General features: G+C 61.4%; 17 protein-coding genes. 1 reads left to right on the forward strand and 16 read right to left on the reverse strand.

Annotated features, from left to right (window positions below):
* Positions 1-93: 93 nt before the first annotated feature.
* The 14 genes from proS to Mal15_RS22520 all read right to left on the reverse strand — a co-directional run bounded on the left by proS (position 94) and on the right by Mal15_RS22520 (position 12,342).
* Positions 94-1,605 carry a proline--tRNA ligase gene (proS, locus tag Mal15_RS22455; RefSeq protein ID WP_147869814.1) on the reverse strand — a complete coding sequence of 504 codons (1,512 nt, stop codon included), beginning with the start codon at positions 1,603-1,605 and terminating at the stop codon, positions 94-96.
* Between the two features lie 45 nt (positions 1,606-1,650).
* Positions 1,651-2,646 carry an adenosine kinase gene (locus tag Mal15_RS22460; protein ID WP_147869815.1) on the reverse strand — a complete coding sequence of 332 codons (996 nt, stop codon included), beginning with the start codon at positions 2,644-2,646 and terminating at the stop codon, positions 1,651-1,653.
* Between the two features lie 1,081 nt (positions 2,647-3,727).
* Positions 3,728-4,663, reverse strand: a complete 936-nt coding sequence (locus tag Mal15_RS22465) for a lactate/malate dehydrogenase family protein (RefSeq protein ID WP_147869816.1) — start codon at positions 4,661-4,663, stop codon at positions 3,728-3,730.
* 53 nt (positions 4,664-4,716) lie between these two features.
* Entirely contained in the window at positions 4,717-5,586 is an 870-nt protein-coding gene (locus tag Mal15_RS22470; RefSeq protein ID WP_147869817.1) for a class II aldolase/adducin family protein, read from the reverse strand.
* 70 nt (positions 5,587-5,656) lie between these two features.
* Entirely contained in the window at positions 5,657-5,935 is a 279-nt protein-coding gene (locus Mal15_RS22475; RefSeq protein WP_147869818.1) for a EutN/CcmL family microcompartment protein, read from the reverse strand.
* On the reverse strand, positions 5,932-6,570 hold the full coding sequence (locus Mal15_RS22480) for a hypothetical protein (RefSeq protein WP_147869819.1): 639 nt from the start codon (positions 6,568-6,570) through the stop codon (positions 5,932-5,934). The genes Mal15_RS22475 and Mal15_RS22480 overlap by 4 nt, the downstream gene beginning before the upstream one ends.
* A 34-nt stretch (positions 6,571-6,604) precedes the next feature.
* A complete protein-coding gene (locus Mal15_RS22485; protein ID WP_147869820.1) occupies positions 6,605-6,871 on the reverse strand; it encodes a EutN/CcmL family microcompartment protein in 267 nt (88 codons plus the stop codon).
* Positions 6,872-6,911: 40 nt separating this feature from the next.
* The gene (locus Mal15_RS22490; protein ID WP_147869821.1) at positions 6,912-8,345 is read right to left on the reverse strand and encodes an aldehyde dehydrogenase family protein; all 1,434 of its coding nucleotides are present in this window, start codon (positions 8,343-8,345) and stop codon (positions 6,912-6,914) included.
* A gap of 20 nt (positions 8,346-8,365) precedes the next feature.
* Positions 8,366-8,689: a EutN/CcmL family microcompartment protein gene (locus Mal15_RS22495; protein WP_147869822.1), complete on the reverse strand. Its 324-nt coding sequence runs from the start codon at positions 8,687-8,689 to the stop codon at positions 8,366-8,368.
* Positions 8,690-8,737: 48 nt separating this feature from the next.
* Entirely contained in the window at positions 8,738-9,970 is a 1,233-nt protein-coding gene (locus Mal15_RS22500; RefSeq protein ID WP_147869823.1) for an acetate/propionate family kinase, read from the reverse strand.
* 98 nt (positions 9,971-10,068) lie between these two features.
* Positions 10,069-10,338 carry a BMC domain-containing protein gene (locus tag Mal15_RS22505; protein ID WP_147869824.1) on the reverse strand — a complete coding sequence of 90 codons (270 nt, stop codon included), beginning with the start codon at positions 10,336-10,338 and terminating at the stop codon, positions 10,069-10,071.
* A 93-nt stretch (positions 10,339-10,431) separates the two neighbouring features.
* Positions 10,432-10,731, reverse strand: a complete 300-nt coding sequence (locus Mal15_RS22510) for a BMC domain-containing protein (protein ID WP_147869825.1) — start codon at positions 10,729-10,731, stop codon at positions 10,432-10,434.
* Positions 10,732-10,772: 41 nt separating this feature from the next.
* A complete protein-coding gene (gene pduL, locus Mal15_RS22515; protein ID WP_147869826.1) occupies positions 10,773-11,501 on the reverse strand; it encodes a phosphate propanoyltransferase in 729 nt (242 codons plus the stop codon).
* Between the two features lie 61 nt (positions 11,502-11,562).
* The gene (locus Mal15_RS22520) at positions 11,563-12,342 is read right to left on the reverse strand and encodes a DeoR/GlpR family DNA-binding transcription regulator (protein ID WP_233903571.1); all 780 of its coding nucleotides are present in this window, start codon (positions 12,340-12,342) and stop codon (positions 11,563-11,565) included.
* Positions 12,343-12,795: 453 nt separating this feature from the next.
* On the opposite strand from Mal15_RS22520, the gene Mal15_RS22525 reads away from it, so the two are divergent.
* Positions 12,796-13,614, forward strand: a complete 819-nt coding sequence (locus Mal15_RS22525; RefSeq protein WP_147869827.1) for an SDR family NAD(P)-dependent oxidoreductase — start codon at positions 12,796-12,798, stop codon at positions 13,612-13,614.
* Between the two features lie 184 nt (positions 13,615-13,798).
* On the opposite strand, the gene Mal15_RS22530 is transcribed toward Mal15_RS22525, so the two are convergent.
* Both Mal15_RS22530 and Mal15_RS34205 read right to left on the reverse strand, forming a co-directional pair.
* Positions 13,799-16,276: a sulfatase-like hydrolase/transferase gene (locus Mal15_RS22530; protein WP_147869828.1), complete on the reverse strand. Its 2,478-nt coding sequence runs from the start codon at positions 16,274-16,276 to the stop codon at positions 13,799-13,801.
* Positions 16,277-16,537: 261 nt separating this feature from the next.
* On the reverse strand, positions 16,538-16,702 hold the full coding sequence (locus tag Mal15_RS34205) for a hypothetical protein (protein ID WP_167546994.1): 165 nt from the start codon (positions 16,700-16,702) through the stop codon (positions 16,538-16,540).
* Between the last annotated feature and the right edge of the window lie 85 nt (positions 16,703-16,787).

Genomic DNA, 16,787 nt, shown 5'->3' on the forward strand with positions numbered 1-16,787 from the left:
TCCGCAGGCGGTTAAGAAACGGGACCACAAGCACGAACCGGTTGAAGGGGCCCCTGTCGGTTTCGATTGCACGGTCCCTCTTCAGATCGCACGCTAGTACGCCTTGGCAAAGATTGCTTGCTTGGCTGCCGGCTTTCCGGTTGCAAAGCAGGTCCCCGGCGTGTCGTTGTTCTCGCTCGGGACACAACGGATTGTCACCTTCAGCTCTTTCAACAAGGCATCGATGCTCGCTTCGTCGGCGAAGTGACAGAGCGCGAAACCGCCATGGATTTCCGGGTTGTCGGGATTCTTGGCGGTGAAGAAGGCGCGGAAATCGGCTTCGTTGGTGATCGTGACCGTGTGGTCCTTTCGCAACTGATCGGCGCGATCGTAGAGCGATTGCTGGATCTGGCCGAGCAGCGCGCCGATGGTCGAAACGAGTTCGTTGCGATCCATGCCGACGCTTTTGGGTTGATCGCGTCGTCCCAGAAAGACCGAGTTCTTTTCCATGTCCTTGGGGCCGACTTCCAGGCGGATCGGGACGCCGCGTTTGACGTGGTGCCACTTCTTTTCGCCACCCCGCATGTCGCGGTCGTCGATTTCGACGCGAATCGGGGCGCCGTCGTAGGATTGATCGCGCAGTTCGTCTCGCAAGGCATGGATGTATTCCATCACGGCGGCTCGCGAGTCGTCTTTGTAGATCGGCAGGATCACGACGTGGGTGGGGGCCAGTTTGGGCGGCAGCACGAATCCGTCGTCATCGCTGTGGGTCATGATCAGGGCACCGACCAGACGCGTCGAAACACCCCAGGAGGTGGTCCAGGCGTACTCGCGTGACCCCGATTCGCTTTGAAAGACGATGTCCTGCGCCTTTGAGAAATTTTGGCCGAGGAAGTGGCTGGTGCCGGCCTGCAGCGCCTTGCGGTCTTGCATCATCGCCTCGATCGACAGCGTTTCGATAGCGCCGGGAAACCGCTCGCCGGCGGTTTTGGCGCCGATCGTCACCGGCATCGCCATCCAATTGCGGGCGAAGTCGGCGTAGACGTTGATCATCCGCTCGGTTTCTTCGATCGCTTCGGTGTCGGTGGCGTGAACGGTGTGGCCTTCTTGCCACAGGAACTCGGCCGTTCGCAGGAACATCCGTGTCCGCATTTCCCAGCGGACGACGTTGGCCCATTGGTTGATCAGGATCGGCAAGTCACGATAGCTTTGCACCCACTTGGCGTAGGTCGCGCCGATGATCGTTTCGCTGGTCGGCCGGACGATCAGTGGTTCCTCCAATTGGCCGGCCGGTCGCAGTCCGCCGTCGGGGTCGGGTTCCAAGCGATGGTGGGTGACGACGGCGCACTCTTTGGCAAACCCTTCGACGTGTTCGGCTTCCTTCTCCAGAAAACTCATCGGAATGAACAGCGGGAAGTAGGCGTTTTGGTGCCCGGTCGCTTTGAACATGTCGTCCAACGCGCGCTGCATGTTCTCCCAGAGCTGGTAGCCCCAGGGCTTGATCACCATGCAGCCGCGGACCGGCGAGTTTTCCGCCAAGTCGGCCGCCTTGATGACTTGCTGATACCACTCCGGGTAGTCGTCCGCACGGGTGGGAGAGATCGCGGTCTTGGGTGCTTTGGCCATGTCGAATCAGAATTGTCAGAGAACGTGAAAAATCCCTTCACACAGTTAATCGGTCAATCGACTGAGGTCCTCGATTTCTTCCTTGGTGAATTTGCGGTCCAAGCGGGCACCCAGTTGTGCGACGACGCGGGCGGCGGCGTGTGATGCCAAGTGGCCGGACGTTCGCCAATCCAGTCCGTTGGTGATCCCGTACAGCATCGCACCGGCGTACATGTCGCCGGCCCCGGTGGTGTCAATGGCATCGACTTTCACGCCCTCGATCGGAAACTCTTCGCCGCCGTGCATGACGATCGATCCTTTTCCGCCCAGCGTCAGCGCCACGTTTTCGCAGTGTTCGTGGATCTTGACGGCGCACCGAAGCGCGTCGGTTTCACCGGTCAGCGACTTGGCCTCTTCTTCGTTGCAGAAGAACAGGTCGACCGGGCCGGTGATCAGGTCCCAGATCTCGTCGCGGATCAAGTTGACCAGGAAGGGATCCGACGCGGTGAAGGCGACTTTGACGTTGTGTTTTTGGGCCAGTTCGAAGGCCTTGTAGGCGGCCGCTTTGGTGGTTTCGCCGGTCAGCAGGTAGCCTTCGACGTAGACATACTTGGAGCTGGCGATCTTGTGTTCGTCGATGTCCTCCGGACCCAGGCTGGTCGAGGCGGCCAAGTTGGTCAACATCGTCCGCTGGGCATCTTCGGTGATCAGGACGGCGCAGGTGCCCGTCGGCTGGTCCGCCGGTGTGACTTGGATCGACACGCCCAGGTCGCTCATGTCTTTGAGAAAGAATTCGCCGATCGCGTCGCCACCGACCTTGCCGATAAAGCCGGCCGAGCCGCCGAATTCTGCCAGGGCGACGATGGTGTTGGCAGCCGAGCCGCCGGCGCAACGGTTCAACGGCCGTCCGTCCAGTCGGCTGAGCACCCCGGATTGTTGTTCGTCGTCGACCAGGGTCATGATGCCCTTGTCGAGTGAAAGTTCGCGCAGCAGTGCGTCGTCGACGCGCGCCTGGATGTCAACAAGCGCGTTGCCCACGCCAAATACGTCATACAAAGCCATCGGGAGGCCTCTGGGAGAAAGCGGTCAAACCGGAAGGCCCGATAGCGTACAAGAGCCGCGTGAGTTCGGGAAGTTGTCCGGCGGCAGGCGCCAGCCCGCAAATGCCTGCGGGACGCGTCAGCGAGCGGCCCTGCGATTAATCTTGTCCCCAGGCTCCGCCTGGGGACACATTGTCAGAGAGGCTCCGCCTCGCGAGTCCGACCGGCGTGTGGCAGGAGCCACACGGACTCTCGCGTTCCAAGGCGGAGCCCTGGAACGAGGCGCCTGCCAGCGGGACGCGTCAGCGAGCGGCCCTGCGATTAATCTTGTCCCCAGGCTCTGCCTTGGGACACATTGTCAGAGAGGCTCCGCCTCGCGAGTCCGACCGGCGTGTGGCAGGAGCCACACGGACCCTTGCGTTCCAAGGCGGAGCCCTGGAACGAGGCGCCTGCTAGCGGGACGCGTCAGCGAGCGGCCCTGCGTCTAAACTTGTCCCCAGGCTCCGCCTGGGGACACACTGTCAGAGAGGCTCCGCCTCGCGAGTCCGATCGGCGTGTGGCAGGAGCCACACGGACCCTTGCGTTCCAAGGCTTGAGCCTTGGAACGAGGAGCGTGTCAGCGGGACGCGTCAGCGAGCGGCCCTGCGATTAATCTTGTCCCCAGGCTCTGCCTTGGGACACATTGTCAGAGAGGCTCCGCCTCGCGAGTCCGACCGGCGTGTGGCAGGAGCCACACGGACTCTTGCGTTCCAAGGCTTGAGCCTTGGAACGAGGAGCGTGTCAGCGGGACGCGTCAGCGAGCGGCCCTGCGATTAATCTTGTCCCCAGGCCGCGCCTGGGGACACATTGTCAGAGAGGCTCCGCCTCGCGAGTCCGATCGGCGTGTGGCAGGAGCCACACGGACACTCGCGTTCCAAGGCGGAGCCCTGGAACGAGGCGCCTGCCAGCGGGACGCGTCAGCGAGCGGCCCTGCGATTAATCTTGTCCCCAGGCTCTGCCTGGGGACACATTGTCAGAGAGGCTCCGCCTCGCGAGTCCGATCGGCGTGTGGCAGGAGCCACACGGACACTCGCGTTGCAAGGCTTGAGCTTTGCAACGAGAAGTCAGCCGACTCGTTGCAGCACCACGTCCAGCGTCTTGCGCAGTGCCGCACCGCTGGCTCGCATGCCTTGGACTTCTTTCGGCCAGAGGTCGATTTCCATCCGGTCGACGACGCCGGTTCGGCCGACGACGGTGGGCACCGACAGGGCAACGTCGCGGACGCCGAAACAGCCCCGTTGGACGCTGCTGACCGGCAGCACGCAGCGCCGGTCCAAGATCACCGCGTCGATGACATCGCGGATCGCAATGCCGACGGCAAAGCCCGCTCCACCTTTGCGTTTGATCACTTCGGCACCGCTGCCACGCGTCCGCGTGAACAACTGTGCCGCCAGCGTCGGCGACCAACCGGGGTACTTGTCCAGCGGCAAGCCCGCGATCGTCGCGCTGCTCCAAATCGGCACCATCGATTCACCGTGCTCACCCAGGATCAACGCCCGCGTCTGAGTCGGCGGCGCGCCCAGTTGCTCGGCGATCAGCGAGCAGAATCGGATCGTGTCCAACTGGGTTCCCAAGCCGATGACCTGGTTCTCCGGCAGCCCCAGTTTTTTGGCGGCGACGTAGGTCAGGATGTCGACCGGGTTGCTGACGACCAAGACGATCGCGGTGGGCTTCGGGCCGGCGGCTTTGACGTCGTTGAGGATCTGTACAAACAGGTCGGTGTTGCGATTGATCAAATCCAATCGCGACTCGTCCGGTTTGCGGCGCAGTCCGGCGGTGATGCAGATGATGTCGCTGCTGGGGATGTGTTCGTAACCGCCGCCGGAGATGACTTGATCGGCGACACTCGGACCGCCGTGCTGCAGGTCGAGCGCCTGGCCGACCGCCAATTCTTGGTTCACGTCCAACAGTGCGATCTCACGCGCCAGACCGCCACACTGAAGGGCATACGCGGCACAGGAACCGACCAGTCCGCCGCCGCCGATGATGGAAACTTTCATGATGTTGATTTGTATGGGGAGAGTGGATTGGAGGTGATGGATCCCGCCTTCGCCTAGGCGTTCATCTGACGCATGACTTCGTCGGTGATCAGTTTGACGAGTTGCTCTTCGTTGATTCCGCCGGGCAACCCTTGGCCACTCGCGCTATCGGCGGGCTTGGCGGGCATCGCCGGCGGTGCGGCAAAGGCACGTCGCTGGACACCTGATTCTTTCCACGAGTCACGGAAGATGTCGTTGGCGCAAATGTCACAATCTTCGTACGCCTTGGTGTTCCGCGGGTCCTTGTATCCCCACTGGTCTTTCAGATCCAACAGCTCTTGCGACTTTTGTTGATCCAGAAACGCGACGTTGCCGAGCTGTTTGGCCAACATCAGCATGCGGCAATACGAATCCAAGATTTCAGTCCACCAGTAAGCCTGTTCGACGGTTTCGCCGTAGCTGACCGTGCCGTGGTTGGCCAGGATCATCACGTTGGTCTTGTCGACAAAGGGGATGATCGTGTCGGCAAAGGCCTGACCGCCGGGCGTTTCGTACTTCGTGATCGGGACGTCGCCCAAGAACACTTCGACTTCTGGCAAAATGCACTGCGGGATCGGCTCGCGTGCGATCGCGAACGCGGTGGCGTGCGGCGGGTGGCAGTGAACGACGCTGCGGATGTCTTCGCGTTGTTTGTAGATTTCCAGGTGCAACAACGCTTCGCTGGACCGTTTCTTGCGGCCGGCGATCTGTTTGCCGGTCATGTCGATGGTCGCGATGTCCTCGGGGGTCAAGAACCCTTTGCAGTGCAACGTCGGCGTGCACAGGACCTCGTTGTCGCTGACTCGCACCGTGATGTTTCCGTCGTTGGCCGCAGCAAACTGGCGGTTGTAGATGCGACGGCCGATGTCGCACATGTCCTGTTTGATCTTGTGAACGTTTTGCATGGGATTCTCAGGTGACAGTGGGAGGCGTGTGGTGAAGTGTGTTGATCGAAAGGGAGTTGGGCTGGGCGAGTTACAATTCGACTTCGTCCAGCAGCGCGACGATGGAGGCGTCGAGTGGTTTGACGTCCGGCTTGAACGGTTGGGCGGCTTCGGGGCCCTCGGCCAAGGCGACCAGGTCGCCCATGCCTGTACCGCACAGGTCCCAAGCCACGATCGTGTCACCGCCCAGCGGCTCGGTGTCGATGCGATCGATCGAATCGACCACTTCGACCAGCCGCAGCTTGGCGTTGGCCATCGCCGGGTGTGACTTGGAAAGCGTCATCGATCCGATGGTGCGTGCAAGTTTCATCGCGGGCCTCCGTCGTTGGGTTGCACCGTCTTCGCCGCGCAACGGGCGATCCGAGCGGCCACGTTCACGGCCGCAACCAGGTTCAGTTTTTGGCGGTCCAAGACCCAGACGTCGGGGGCGAGTTCATCGTGGAATCGCTGGACATCGGAAAGTGCGGCGACCATCGTCGCGCGCTGTCCGTTGCTGCAGCAGCGATAGACTTCCGTGGCCGGTTCATCGCACCAGCGGATCTCGACACCCGCGGGTAACACAACGTTGCGGCGATCCAGTTGGTGGCGAAGACTTTCGGGAATCGACGCCGACGAACCGTTTGTTTGATGGTGTGAAGTGCAATCGGCTGGCCCCATCGCACCATCGACCGCCGATTGAATCGTGATCCCGCGCCGCAGCGCTTCCTCACGGGCGGCCGGCGTGATGATTGCCCCGACTGCGGCGACGACCTGACCGGTTGCCGCGTGGCGGTCCAAGGTTTCGATCGTGATCAGTTTCTCGCCCGTGACGGCCGCCGGTGGAGTCGCGGGGGACGCATCGGCAACGGCTGGTGAACCGCTGTCGCGCAATTGCCGGACCACCCGGCGCGCAATGTCAGCGATCATTGCGGCGTCGTTGCGGCGGTCGTGTGAAAGGCGAGTCACGGTGTAATTCTTTGGCTGTCGTTGTTTGGTGTGGTTAGGAATCGGTGTCGTCGATCAGTCCGATCACGGTCCAGCGGGCGGGCGTTTGGTCGTGGCCGCATGCCTCGCGGGCATACGAGCCGTCGCTGGTGATCATCACGCGATCACCCTTGCGCGAGCCGAGTTGGTCCAGTGCGACCAGCGGCGGACCGTCCGCGGTGTCTCCCACGCCGATCGGCTGCAAAACGACCAACCGCATGCCGACCAAACTCTCGTGCTTGACGGTGGCGCGGGTCGATCCGAGGACAATCGCTGGCTGCATGCTTGTAATCTTTCTCTATCTCAATTCTGCAACTTGAAACTCAAACCACCCGTAATTCCCCGATCATGCTGCACCGTCTTTCACGGGTGAACGTGGTCGGAGTGGTGACGCCTTCGCCGGTCGGTCCGGCGATGGAAAAGGACAGGTAGCCTTCGCCGCCGAGTCCGAGCGAGGCCATGCAGGGGCCGTTCTTGACATACAGCGTGGTGTCCAGTTCACGCCCCATCTTGGTCATGTTGCGGACATCGCGCGAATGGATGATCGCGGTATGGCGGAACCCGTGCTCGTAGTGCTTGGCCATGGCGATCGCGTGATCGACGTCGCGGGCACGGACGAAGGGCAGAAACGGCATCATTTGTTCGACGCTGACGAACGGGTGGTGTTCGTCGGTTTCGCCGAACACCAATTCGGTTTCCGGCGGAACGGAGACGCCGGCGGCGGCGGCCAGGAAAGAGGCGTCTTTGCCGATGTAATCTTTGCACGCGGCGTCATGCTGGTCGTCGCCGACGGTGACGATCGCTTTGCTGGTCAGCTGGGCGATCTGTTCGGCGTTCAGCTGGACGGCCCCGGCGCGGCGCATCGCAGCCATCATGTCGTCGAAGACCGAATCGACGACGAAGACTTCTTTTTCGGCGATGCACAGCAGGTTGTTGTCGTAAGCGCCGCCGGTGATGATCGAACGTGCCGCCTGGTCCAGGTCGGCGGTTTCGTCTACCACGACGGGCGGGTTGCCGGGGCCGGCGACGATCGCGCGTTTGCCGCTGTTCAGTGCGGCGCGGCCGACCGCGGGACCGCCGGTGACACAAATCAATGCGACGCTGCGATGTTTGAATAGCGCTTCGGCGGATTCCAGCGTCGGTTCGGCGATCACGCAGATCAGGTTGTCGATCCCGACTTCGGCCGCGATCGCTTCGTTGAATCGGCGAACCCCTTCGGTGGCGACCTTCTTGCCCGACGGGTGCGGGTTGACGACGACGGCGTTGCCGCCGGCGATCATGCTGACGGCGTTGCCGGTGATCGTCGGCAAGCTGTGGGTGACCGGGGTGATCGCACCGATCACGCCGAACGGGGCTCGGTCGATCACGGCCAATCCGTAGTCGCCGCTGAAGGCACGCGTTTCCAAAAACTCGACGCCCGGCGTTTGCTCGCCGAGGGTTTTCAGCTTTTCGATCTTGTGTTCCAGCCGGCCGATCTTGGTTTCTTCCATCTCCATCGTGCCCAGCTCTTCGCACTGCTCGATCGAGATTCGACGGATGATGTCGATGATGTGTTTGCGATCCGCCATCGTCCGCTCGCGCAACTGTTCAAACGCCGCGCGGGCGGCGGTGACGGCCGAGTCGGCGTCATAGAACACGCCATTGCGACCGCCGGCCGATGCCGTCTTCTTGGCCGCCCCATTTCCCGGTGGCATCGGCCCGACCTCGGCCAGGACCTGTGCGACTACGTTTCGGATCAGATTTTCGTCGTATTGCATGGTGGGTTATTCGTTTCGGATTAGCGGTCGTTGGAATCGTTGCGGGAGTAAACGTTCAACTTGTCGATGTGAACTTGATCGACGATCCCAATGATGACCGCATCGATCGGTAAATGTTTTGTCTCGGGAGTCAGTCGTGCGCTGCTGCCTTGGGTGATCAAGACAAAATCGTTCTGACCAGCGCCCAGGGTGTCGACGGCGATAAAGGTTCTGCCGGTGGTGACGATCGACTGACGCTTCTTGTCTTCCAGCCGATAGGGCTCGACGACCAGCAATTTGTGACCCGTCATCGTCGCAACCTTTTGAGTGCTGACGACCGATCCGGTGACTCGGGCGATGAACATTCGTGTTAGGCTCGTTGGAAGTTAAAGGGGAAAGATGAACGGTCCGGTTCACGAATGTTTCAATGCGTGCAGGGTCTGGCGAGCGACAATGACTTCTTCGTTGGTCGGGATCACCCACAACTGGGTGGTCGAATCCGCGGCATGAAACGAAGCTTCGCCCATGTCGTTGGTCCGATCACGCAGTCCTTCGTTGGCGGCCGAGTCGACGACGATGCCCAGTTGATCCAGCCCCGCACAGACGCGCTGTCGAACCAGGGTGTCGTTTTCGCCGATGCCGCCGGTAAACACGATCGCGTCGGCGCCGCCGAGTGCGACCAACATCCCGCCCAGGTGACGCCGAATCTCTTCGACATACACGTCCAAGGCCAGTTGGGATTGGGCGTCGCCTTCGGACGCGGCTTGCTCCACATCGCGAATGTCGCCGCTGCGGTTGCTCAATCCCAACAGTCCGCCTTTGCTGGCCAGTTCTTGCAGGGCTTGGTCGAGTGAAAGACCGGTGCGCTCCAAGATCAGGGGCAAGGCGAAGGGGTCGAAGTCGCCGACGCGGTTGTTTTGCGGCAGACCGGTTTGGGGCGTCATGCCCATCGTGGTCTGAACGCTTTGTCGATTTTCGATCGCCGTCACCGAACTGCTGCCGCCCAGGTGACAGGAGATCACACGGGCGTCCTGTCGGCCCAGGATTTCTGCACTGCGGTAGGCGATGTAGCGATGGCTGGCACCGTGGAACCCCCACTTCCGAATGTGGAATTCGTCAGCCCACTGACGCGGGATGGCGTATTCCTTTCGAGCCGCGGGGATCGTTTGGTGAAAATCGGTTTCGAAGGCGGCGACCAGCGGCAGGTCGGGGAACCGGGCCTGCAGCGTTTTCATCGCCGCGATGTACGGCGGGTTGTGCGCCGGTGCGGCGGCGTTCATTTCCGCCATCGCGTCAAGCACCTGGTCATCGACGACAAAGACGCCCGAGAGACGTCCGCCGTGGACGGCCTTGAAGCCGATCGCGGCGACTTGCGACGCGTCTTGGATCGCACCGTGATCCGGGTCGGTCAATTGATCCAGGCAGGCTTGGACGGCCACGCCGTGATCGGGAACCGCTATCACCAATTCGTTGGACCAATCGCCGATTTCGACCGTGCACTTGCTTTGCGCATCGCCGATCCGTTCGACCGCACCTTTGGCAAGGCAACGAGCGTTTTGGATGTCATCGATCGCTCCATCCTCGGTCATTTCGAACAACCGATACTTGAAACTGGTCGATCCCAGGTTTGCAACCAGGACGAGCACGGGCGGTACCCTCCGCGATAAGTCGGGGTCTGTTGTTGGCGCTAGTTTTTTCTGGTCATCCCGCGGGCGGTCTGGTGACTGCCGCGGCGGGCTGACGCTTAAGCCAAAAAAGCTTTCGCGACACCTTCGGCGGGACGAGGGATCACGTGGCTGGAGACCAATTCGCCGACTTGCGAGGCTGCGTTGGCGCCGGCTTCGACCGCCGCGCGAACGCTGCCGACGTCGCCGCTGACCACGGTGGTGACGTAGGCGCCGCCGATGTCGACTCGTTTGACAATCTGCACGTTGGCCGCCTTGGCCATCGCGTCGGTCGCTTCGATCAGTGCCAGCAAACCTTTGGTTTCGATCAATCCGATTGCGTCATTCATGTTGATTCTGTGTTGTTTCGATTTTTGTTGGGGGGAGATTCGATCGCGCCCGTTTGCGAGACCGGTCCGGCCGCGATTGGGTTTGGGCCGCTGCTACTTCTTGGCCGTCGGAGCGCTCGTCTTGAGAACTTTGCTCAAATCGTCGTGCGGACGTGGGATGACCTGAACGCTGACGACTTCGCCGATCCGTCCGGCGGCTGCCGCACCGGCGTCGGTGGCGGCTTTGACCGCAGCGACGTCGCCGCTGACGAACACGCTGACCAGACCGCTGCCGACCTTGTCCCAGCCCAGGAATTCGACGTTCGCCGCTTTCAACATTGCGTCGGCTGCTTCGACCAGGGAAACAAACCCTTTGCACTCGATCATGCCGAGTGCTTCATTACTCTTCGCCATTGGAAATCTGCCTATTGATAGGAGAAAAGGAGGTGTAAGAACTATTGGTGGCAGCCGCAGCCGCCCTTGGTTAATTCGACGGTCGAGGCACCGTCCAAGAAACACGCGTTGCCTTCATCGGTGTCGATGTGGACTTCTAACTTGGCCGCCTCGTCGGCACGCACCAGCACATCATCAAAGATCGTCGTGCAATCATGACTGGTGACTTTCAATTGCATCATGTCGCCGTTGGAGACACCGAAGTGTTCCGCGTCGAAGTAATTCATGTGCACGTGACGTGCCGCTCGGATCACGCCCTGTTCCAATTGGACGCTTCCGACCGGCCCGACCAGCACGCATCCGGGCGTCCCGTCGATGTGGCCGCTGTGGCGGACCGGTGCATCGATCCCCAGCGAGATCGAATCGGTGAACGCCAATTCGACTTGGCTGGCGCCGCGTGTCGGCCCCAGCACGCGGACGCTCGGCAACATCCGACGCCGCGGACCGACGATCATCACCGTCTGCTTGGCCGCGTAGAAGCCGTCCTGATAAAGGTCTTTGTCCGGTTCCAACACCGAACCGGCACCGAACAAGATTTCGACGTGCTCGTCGGTCAGGTGGACGTGCCGCGCGGAAATGCTGACACGCAAGTTCGGTTTACCGTCGACCCAACCGGGAGGATCGTTTGCAGGGCCACTGTCGGGTCGAGCCGGCGATGTGCCGAGACCGCCTGCGATCGCGCGACGAACCAGGGATTCGATTCGGGCGCGGTCAATTTGAGTCGCGTTCATTCGGTTGCGAAAAGAATGGTTGGGAGGGGGAGAGGGGAAGTTAAATCGGAGTCCAAAGTGCCTACGCGTCGGGGCTGATGTCTGTGTCGGGATCGGTGCCGTTTTCGTCGTCGCGTCGGTTGTCCGCTAACACTAGTTCGATGCCGGCGTCGTCAATCCGCTTTTTCCACTGCGAAGCCAGACCGCGGTCGGTCACGACACCCTGGACGTCCTCCAACCGGCACAAATGGGACAAGCTGACTTTGCCAAATTTCGTGTGATCGGTGACCACGTAGGCCTGGTCGGCCGCGGCCAGCATCGCTTTCTCGCTTTCGACCAGCATCATGTTGTTGTTGAAGTAGCCGCGCTCGTTGATCCCCGCGACCGACAAAAACGCCAGTCGAACGTTGATCTGACGCAACATCGATTCGGCCATCGGCCCGATCGCCACCGCCGTGCGGCCGCGGACACATCCGCCGATCGTGACCAGGTCGATCGAGTCACTGCTGGACAGCAGGTGCGCCACCGGCAAGCTGTTGGTGACCACCTGCAGCCGCCGCCCGACCAGACAACGCGCAAGTTCATAGGTCGTGCTGCCGCCGTCCAACAGGATCGTGTCGTGCTCCTCGATCAGCTCCGCCGCCGCCGCGCCGATCGCGGCCTTGACCGACCACGTCGTGTCCTTGCGGCCTTCGAACGCCCGGATCGTTGCACTCTCGCCCGTCCAAAACACGCCGCCGTGGGTGCGGCGGACGTCGCCGGATTGCTCCAGCTGCTCCAAGTCGCGGCGGACCGTCGACTCGCTGACCGAAAGCGATTCGGCCAGCTCGCCCAACGACGCGAATCCGGTTTGGCGAACCATCCGGCGCATCCGCTCCCGCCGTCCGCCACTGGCCGATCGGGTGTCGCTGGGGATGCGGTTGGATGAATTGATGGTTCGGACCACAAAAGTTGCCTAGTTTGCGCAGGTAATGCGTTTGGTGATAGCTTTCTATCAAACGTGATAGATTTCAAGCACCTTGTGACGAAAATTAATCATTTCTGAAAGAATCCTTCCTTTTCAGGCCAATGGGGTGGGGGCTGAATTCCGCCGGACGGGTGGTCTTCACCGCTACGTAGCTACGCTCGCCAGAGCGTGGAAAACACCCGAGGACCACCTTCTGGCGAAGGTAGCTACGCTGAAACGGTGTTCCCGCCTGTTCTTTCGGCTCTCCGGTTTCCGCGCTGTCGCCGCCGCGATACGCTTTTGCGAATCACGCGTTTTGCGGAATCATTGGGCGGACTGTTTCACTTCTTGCAGCGTCAACACATCACCATGACTGAATTATCGGGAAAGCGGGCCATTGTCAGCGGGGCGTCACTCGGGATTGGGCGCGGCATCGCGGTTGAACTTGCTCGTGCCGGGGCGACCGTGGCGGTCAACTATCGGTCCAACGGCGACCAGGCCGACGAGGTGGTTGCCGAGTGCAAGGCGGCCGGCGGGGATGCGTTCAAGGTCCAAGCGGACGTTTCGGTCCAGGAAGAGGTCGAGGCGATGATGCGGTCGGCGATCGAGCGTCTGGGCGGGCTGGACATCGTGGTCAGCAATGCCGCCTACAGCGACCGGCACCTGATGCTGGAATCGGACATGGCGGAATTTCGCAAGACGATCGACGTCAGCATGTGGGGCGCGTTCTACATGGTTCGATCGGGCGCGGCCGAACTGGTCAAAGCCGGCAACGGCGGCAACATCGTCGTCATCAGCAGCCCTCATGCGCATTTGGCGATGCCCGGCGCGATGGCCTACAACATGGCCAAGGCGGCGAACGACCAAATGGCGCGGACGGCCGCCTGTGAGTTGGCCCAGCACCGGATCCGATGCAACATCATTCACCCCGGCTGGATCAACACGCCGGGAGAACGAAAGTTCTTTTCCGAAGAGACGCTGCAAACCGAGTCGGCCAAGCTGCCCTGGAAGCGACTCGGCGAGCCCTGTGAAATCGGCCGCGGCGTCGTGTTCCTGTGTCGCGAGGAAAGCGAGTACATCACCGGCAGCACGTTGACGATCGACGGCGGGATCCAGTTGCCCTGGCGTGACATGTTCCGCGTCGAAGAGACGGCGGCGACGGCCAAGCCGATGTCGGACAACGGTTGACGCATCCTGGGATCGACTTCCGGCCTATCGATGCGTTCGAAAAGTCGCCGTGTTCTCCGAACTCGGCGAGCGCGAAATGTCGCCGTGTTCTCCGAACTCGGTGAGCGCGAAAAAGCGAAGCTTTGCCCCGCGCCGACCTCGGAGAGAACGGCGACTGTCCAGCCCGATCGAAAACGAAGCCGAGCTACTTCTCTTCTCGGATCTCCGCGAGCGCCTCTGCGTAACGCCGACCGAATTCCAGCAGCGATTGTCGGTCGAAGTGAACGTTATCGCTTTTAAGCGTCAGCCCGGTCGACTCGACCAGCGCGCACGCCGGCAGCTCCGCAGCGACTTCGCGATGAGCCTGGTCGACTCGCTTTCGATCTTCCGTCCATTTCGGCGCGTCGCGCTGCGCCAGCCCGCCGATGATGATCGGAGTCGTCTCGCCGACGTGACTGCGGAATCGACCAAACACGTCGATCAGGTTCGCTTTGTAGGCCTCGGCCAGCCCGGGTTTGCAATCCGATTCGCCTTGATGCCACAGGATGCCTTTGAACGTTCCGCTGGCCATCGCCGTTTGGATTCGCGCCAGGGCATCGTCATAGGGATGAGTTTTGGTTTGGGGGTGATATCCGCCGGGTGCCCAGGCGGCGATGGGCGATCCGCCGACCGCACAGGGGACCAGTCCGACGGTGACGTCGGGGTGTTCGGCGGCGTAGCGTCTTGCGAAACCTCGGCCAAGTCCCACGCCGGCGATCGATTTGTCGAAATGCAGCGGGTCGGTCGCGGGCACCCAATTCCCCTCGCGGTCGAGCATCAGAATTCTCGGATCGGGGACGCGGTCGGCCGGGGTGACGATTCCGCGGCCGGCCATGTTGGATTGCCCGGCCAACAGGAACAGGTGGAACTGGTCCTTTGCCGGCACGTCGGCGCTGGTGATCGTCACGCCGCCGAGTTCGATCATCGGGCCGTCGCTTTGACGCGATACTTGAAGCGTCGCTTTTCCCGCGTCGAGGTTCACCATGCCGAGCGACTGCTGCGTGAAGTACAGCATGCGGCGGGGAGTGGCCTGGGAATCCCGGTCGGGGCGTACCACCGATTCGGATTTGAATCGTCGCAGCGTCGACGAGATCTTTTGATCGGCGATCGACGCGGCGACGGTCACGTCTTTGGCGTCGCAAACGTAGTGCAGCGTGATTTGGTAGCGGCCGGATTGGGCGATGTCGACCGGCCAAGAGACCTTGTCGGTTGCGGCGGTCCAGTTGTCGACCCAGCTGTGCGCCCAGCTGATACCGTCGGCAAATCCCGGGTTGCCGGTCAATTGTGCGTCGACCGATGGGATGAAGGTCGGTCGTTGTTTGGTGACCGGTACGTGTCGCGTCGACGTGATGCTGTCGTTGATGGAATCGACATAAACCTTGATCTCGGATTTCAAACGCTCGGTCGTTTCCGGGTGCTGATCGGCGATGTTGGATTCTTGGCCAGGATCGGTGGTCATGTCGAACAGCGCCGCCTTACCGTTTTCGATGGTCAATCGATATTGATTGGTACGAACGGCGGCTTTACCGAACTTTTTAAGCTGCGATTGGTTCGGGCGGTAGGTCAAGATCGATCGGTCGGCCAGTGCCGGGTCGGCGCCGTCACGAATCAAATTCACCAGGCTCTTGCCGTCCAGCTTTGCTGAGTCATCCAGCGGGACATCGCACCACTGGGCGAGTGTTGGCAATAGGTCGATGTGGCCGGTGATCTGCTGGATGGTTCGTGGTTGGACCTTTTCCGGCCAGCGGATGAAGCAGGGCACGCGGCATCCGCCTTCGTGCACGCTGCCTTTGGCGCCGCGCATACCGCCGTTGAATCGTTTTCCGTTGGGGCCGTTGTCGGTCAAGAACAAGACGATGGTGTCGTTCGTTTTTCCCGACTGTTCCAGCGTGCCCAGCAATCGCGCGACGTTGTCGTCGATGTTTTCGACCATCGCGTAGACCGCCGCGGTCTTCTCGGAAATCTCTCCGGTGTCGTACTTGTCGAACAGGTCCTGGCGGACTTGGAACGGTCCGTGCGGTGCGTTGTACGGCACGTAGCAGAAGAACGGCTGGTCGCGAGGTGTCTTGAGAAATTCGATCGCCGCATCGGTCAGCACGTCGGTGATGTAGCCCTCGGTTCGGACGGGGATGCCGTTTCGTTCCAGGATCGGGTCGTCATACAGGTTAAAGTGGCCGCCACAGAATCCGAAAAATTCTTCGAACCCTTGGCCGTTGGGGTGCAGCGGCATTTGGGCGCCGTTGTGCCATTTGCCGAAGCACCCGGTCGCATAGCCGGCATCGCGAAACCGCTCCGCGATGGTGGTTTCGCCCGCACGCATGACTTCGCGGCGACTGGTGACGCCGGCCACACCGGTGCGTTCGGGGTACCGTCCGGTCAGCAGGGCGGCCCGCGTGGGGGCACACACCGGCGAGACATAAAACCGGTTCAGCCGAACGCTTTCGCCAGCCAATCGGTCCAACGCCGGCGTCGAAATGATCGGATTGTCATGGGTTCCCAAGTCGCCCCAACCCTGGTCATCGGTCAAGATCAGCAGGACGTTCGGGCGAGTGGTTGATTCGGCCCTCAGCAACGGAGTGGCCAGGGTCGCGACGACGAGAACGGCGAGTGTCGTGATTCGATGGAGCAAAAGACGCGGGGACATGCTGGCGGGGACCGGGATAACTTGGATGGGGAAACTGGAGACCGTGTTAGATCTTAGCCAAGTTTTTTCGGCTTCGGGGCCGGCACGATGCCCCGACCACGTCGATTCGATTCGGATCGTTGGGCAAAACGATGGGGGCAAAACGATGGGGGCAAAACGATGGGGGCAAAACGATAAAAGGCCGAAGGGGATGTGGCAGGGAGCGTCCAATGGGACCGATAGGACACACAGGACAGATAAGTCCCCTACGTCCTCTTGGTCCTATCGATCGCGGGGCGGTTTGACACGTCGGTTGGCCCGGCCTTCCGCAGGACGCAACGTTCCGCCGGCGCGAATGCCGCTGGAGACTCCCGCCCGGACGACGCTCAAATCATGTGGGATGTTCTCCAGTCCGCGCGACTTCGAGATCCGCTGCGGGAGAGCCATTTGGCGACGTCCAATCGACAGAATGCGAGTACGTTACAATTGCGTGCCCCCGTTTCCTCCCAGCCCGATTCGAGCGATATCAAAG

This window comes from Stieleria maiorica, assembly GCF_008035925.1.
In the GTDB taxonomy this organism is placed as follows: domain Bacteria; phylum Planctomycetota; class Planctomycetia; order Pirellulales; family Pirellulaceae; genus Stieleria; species Stieleria maiorica.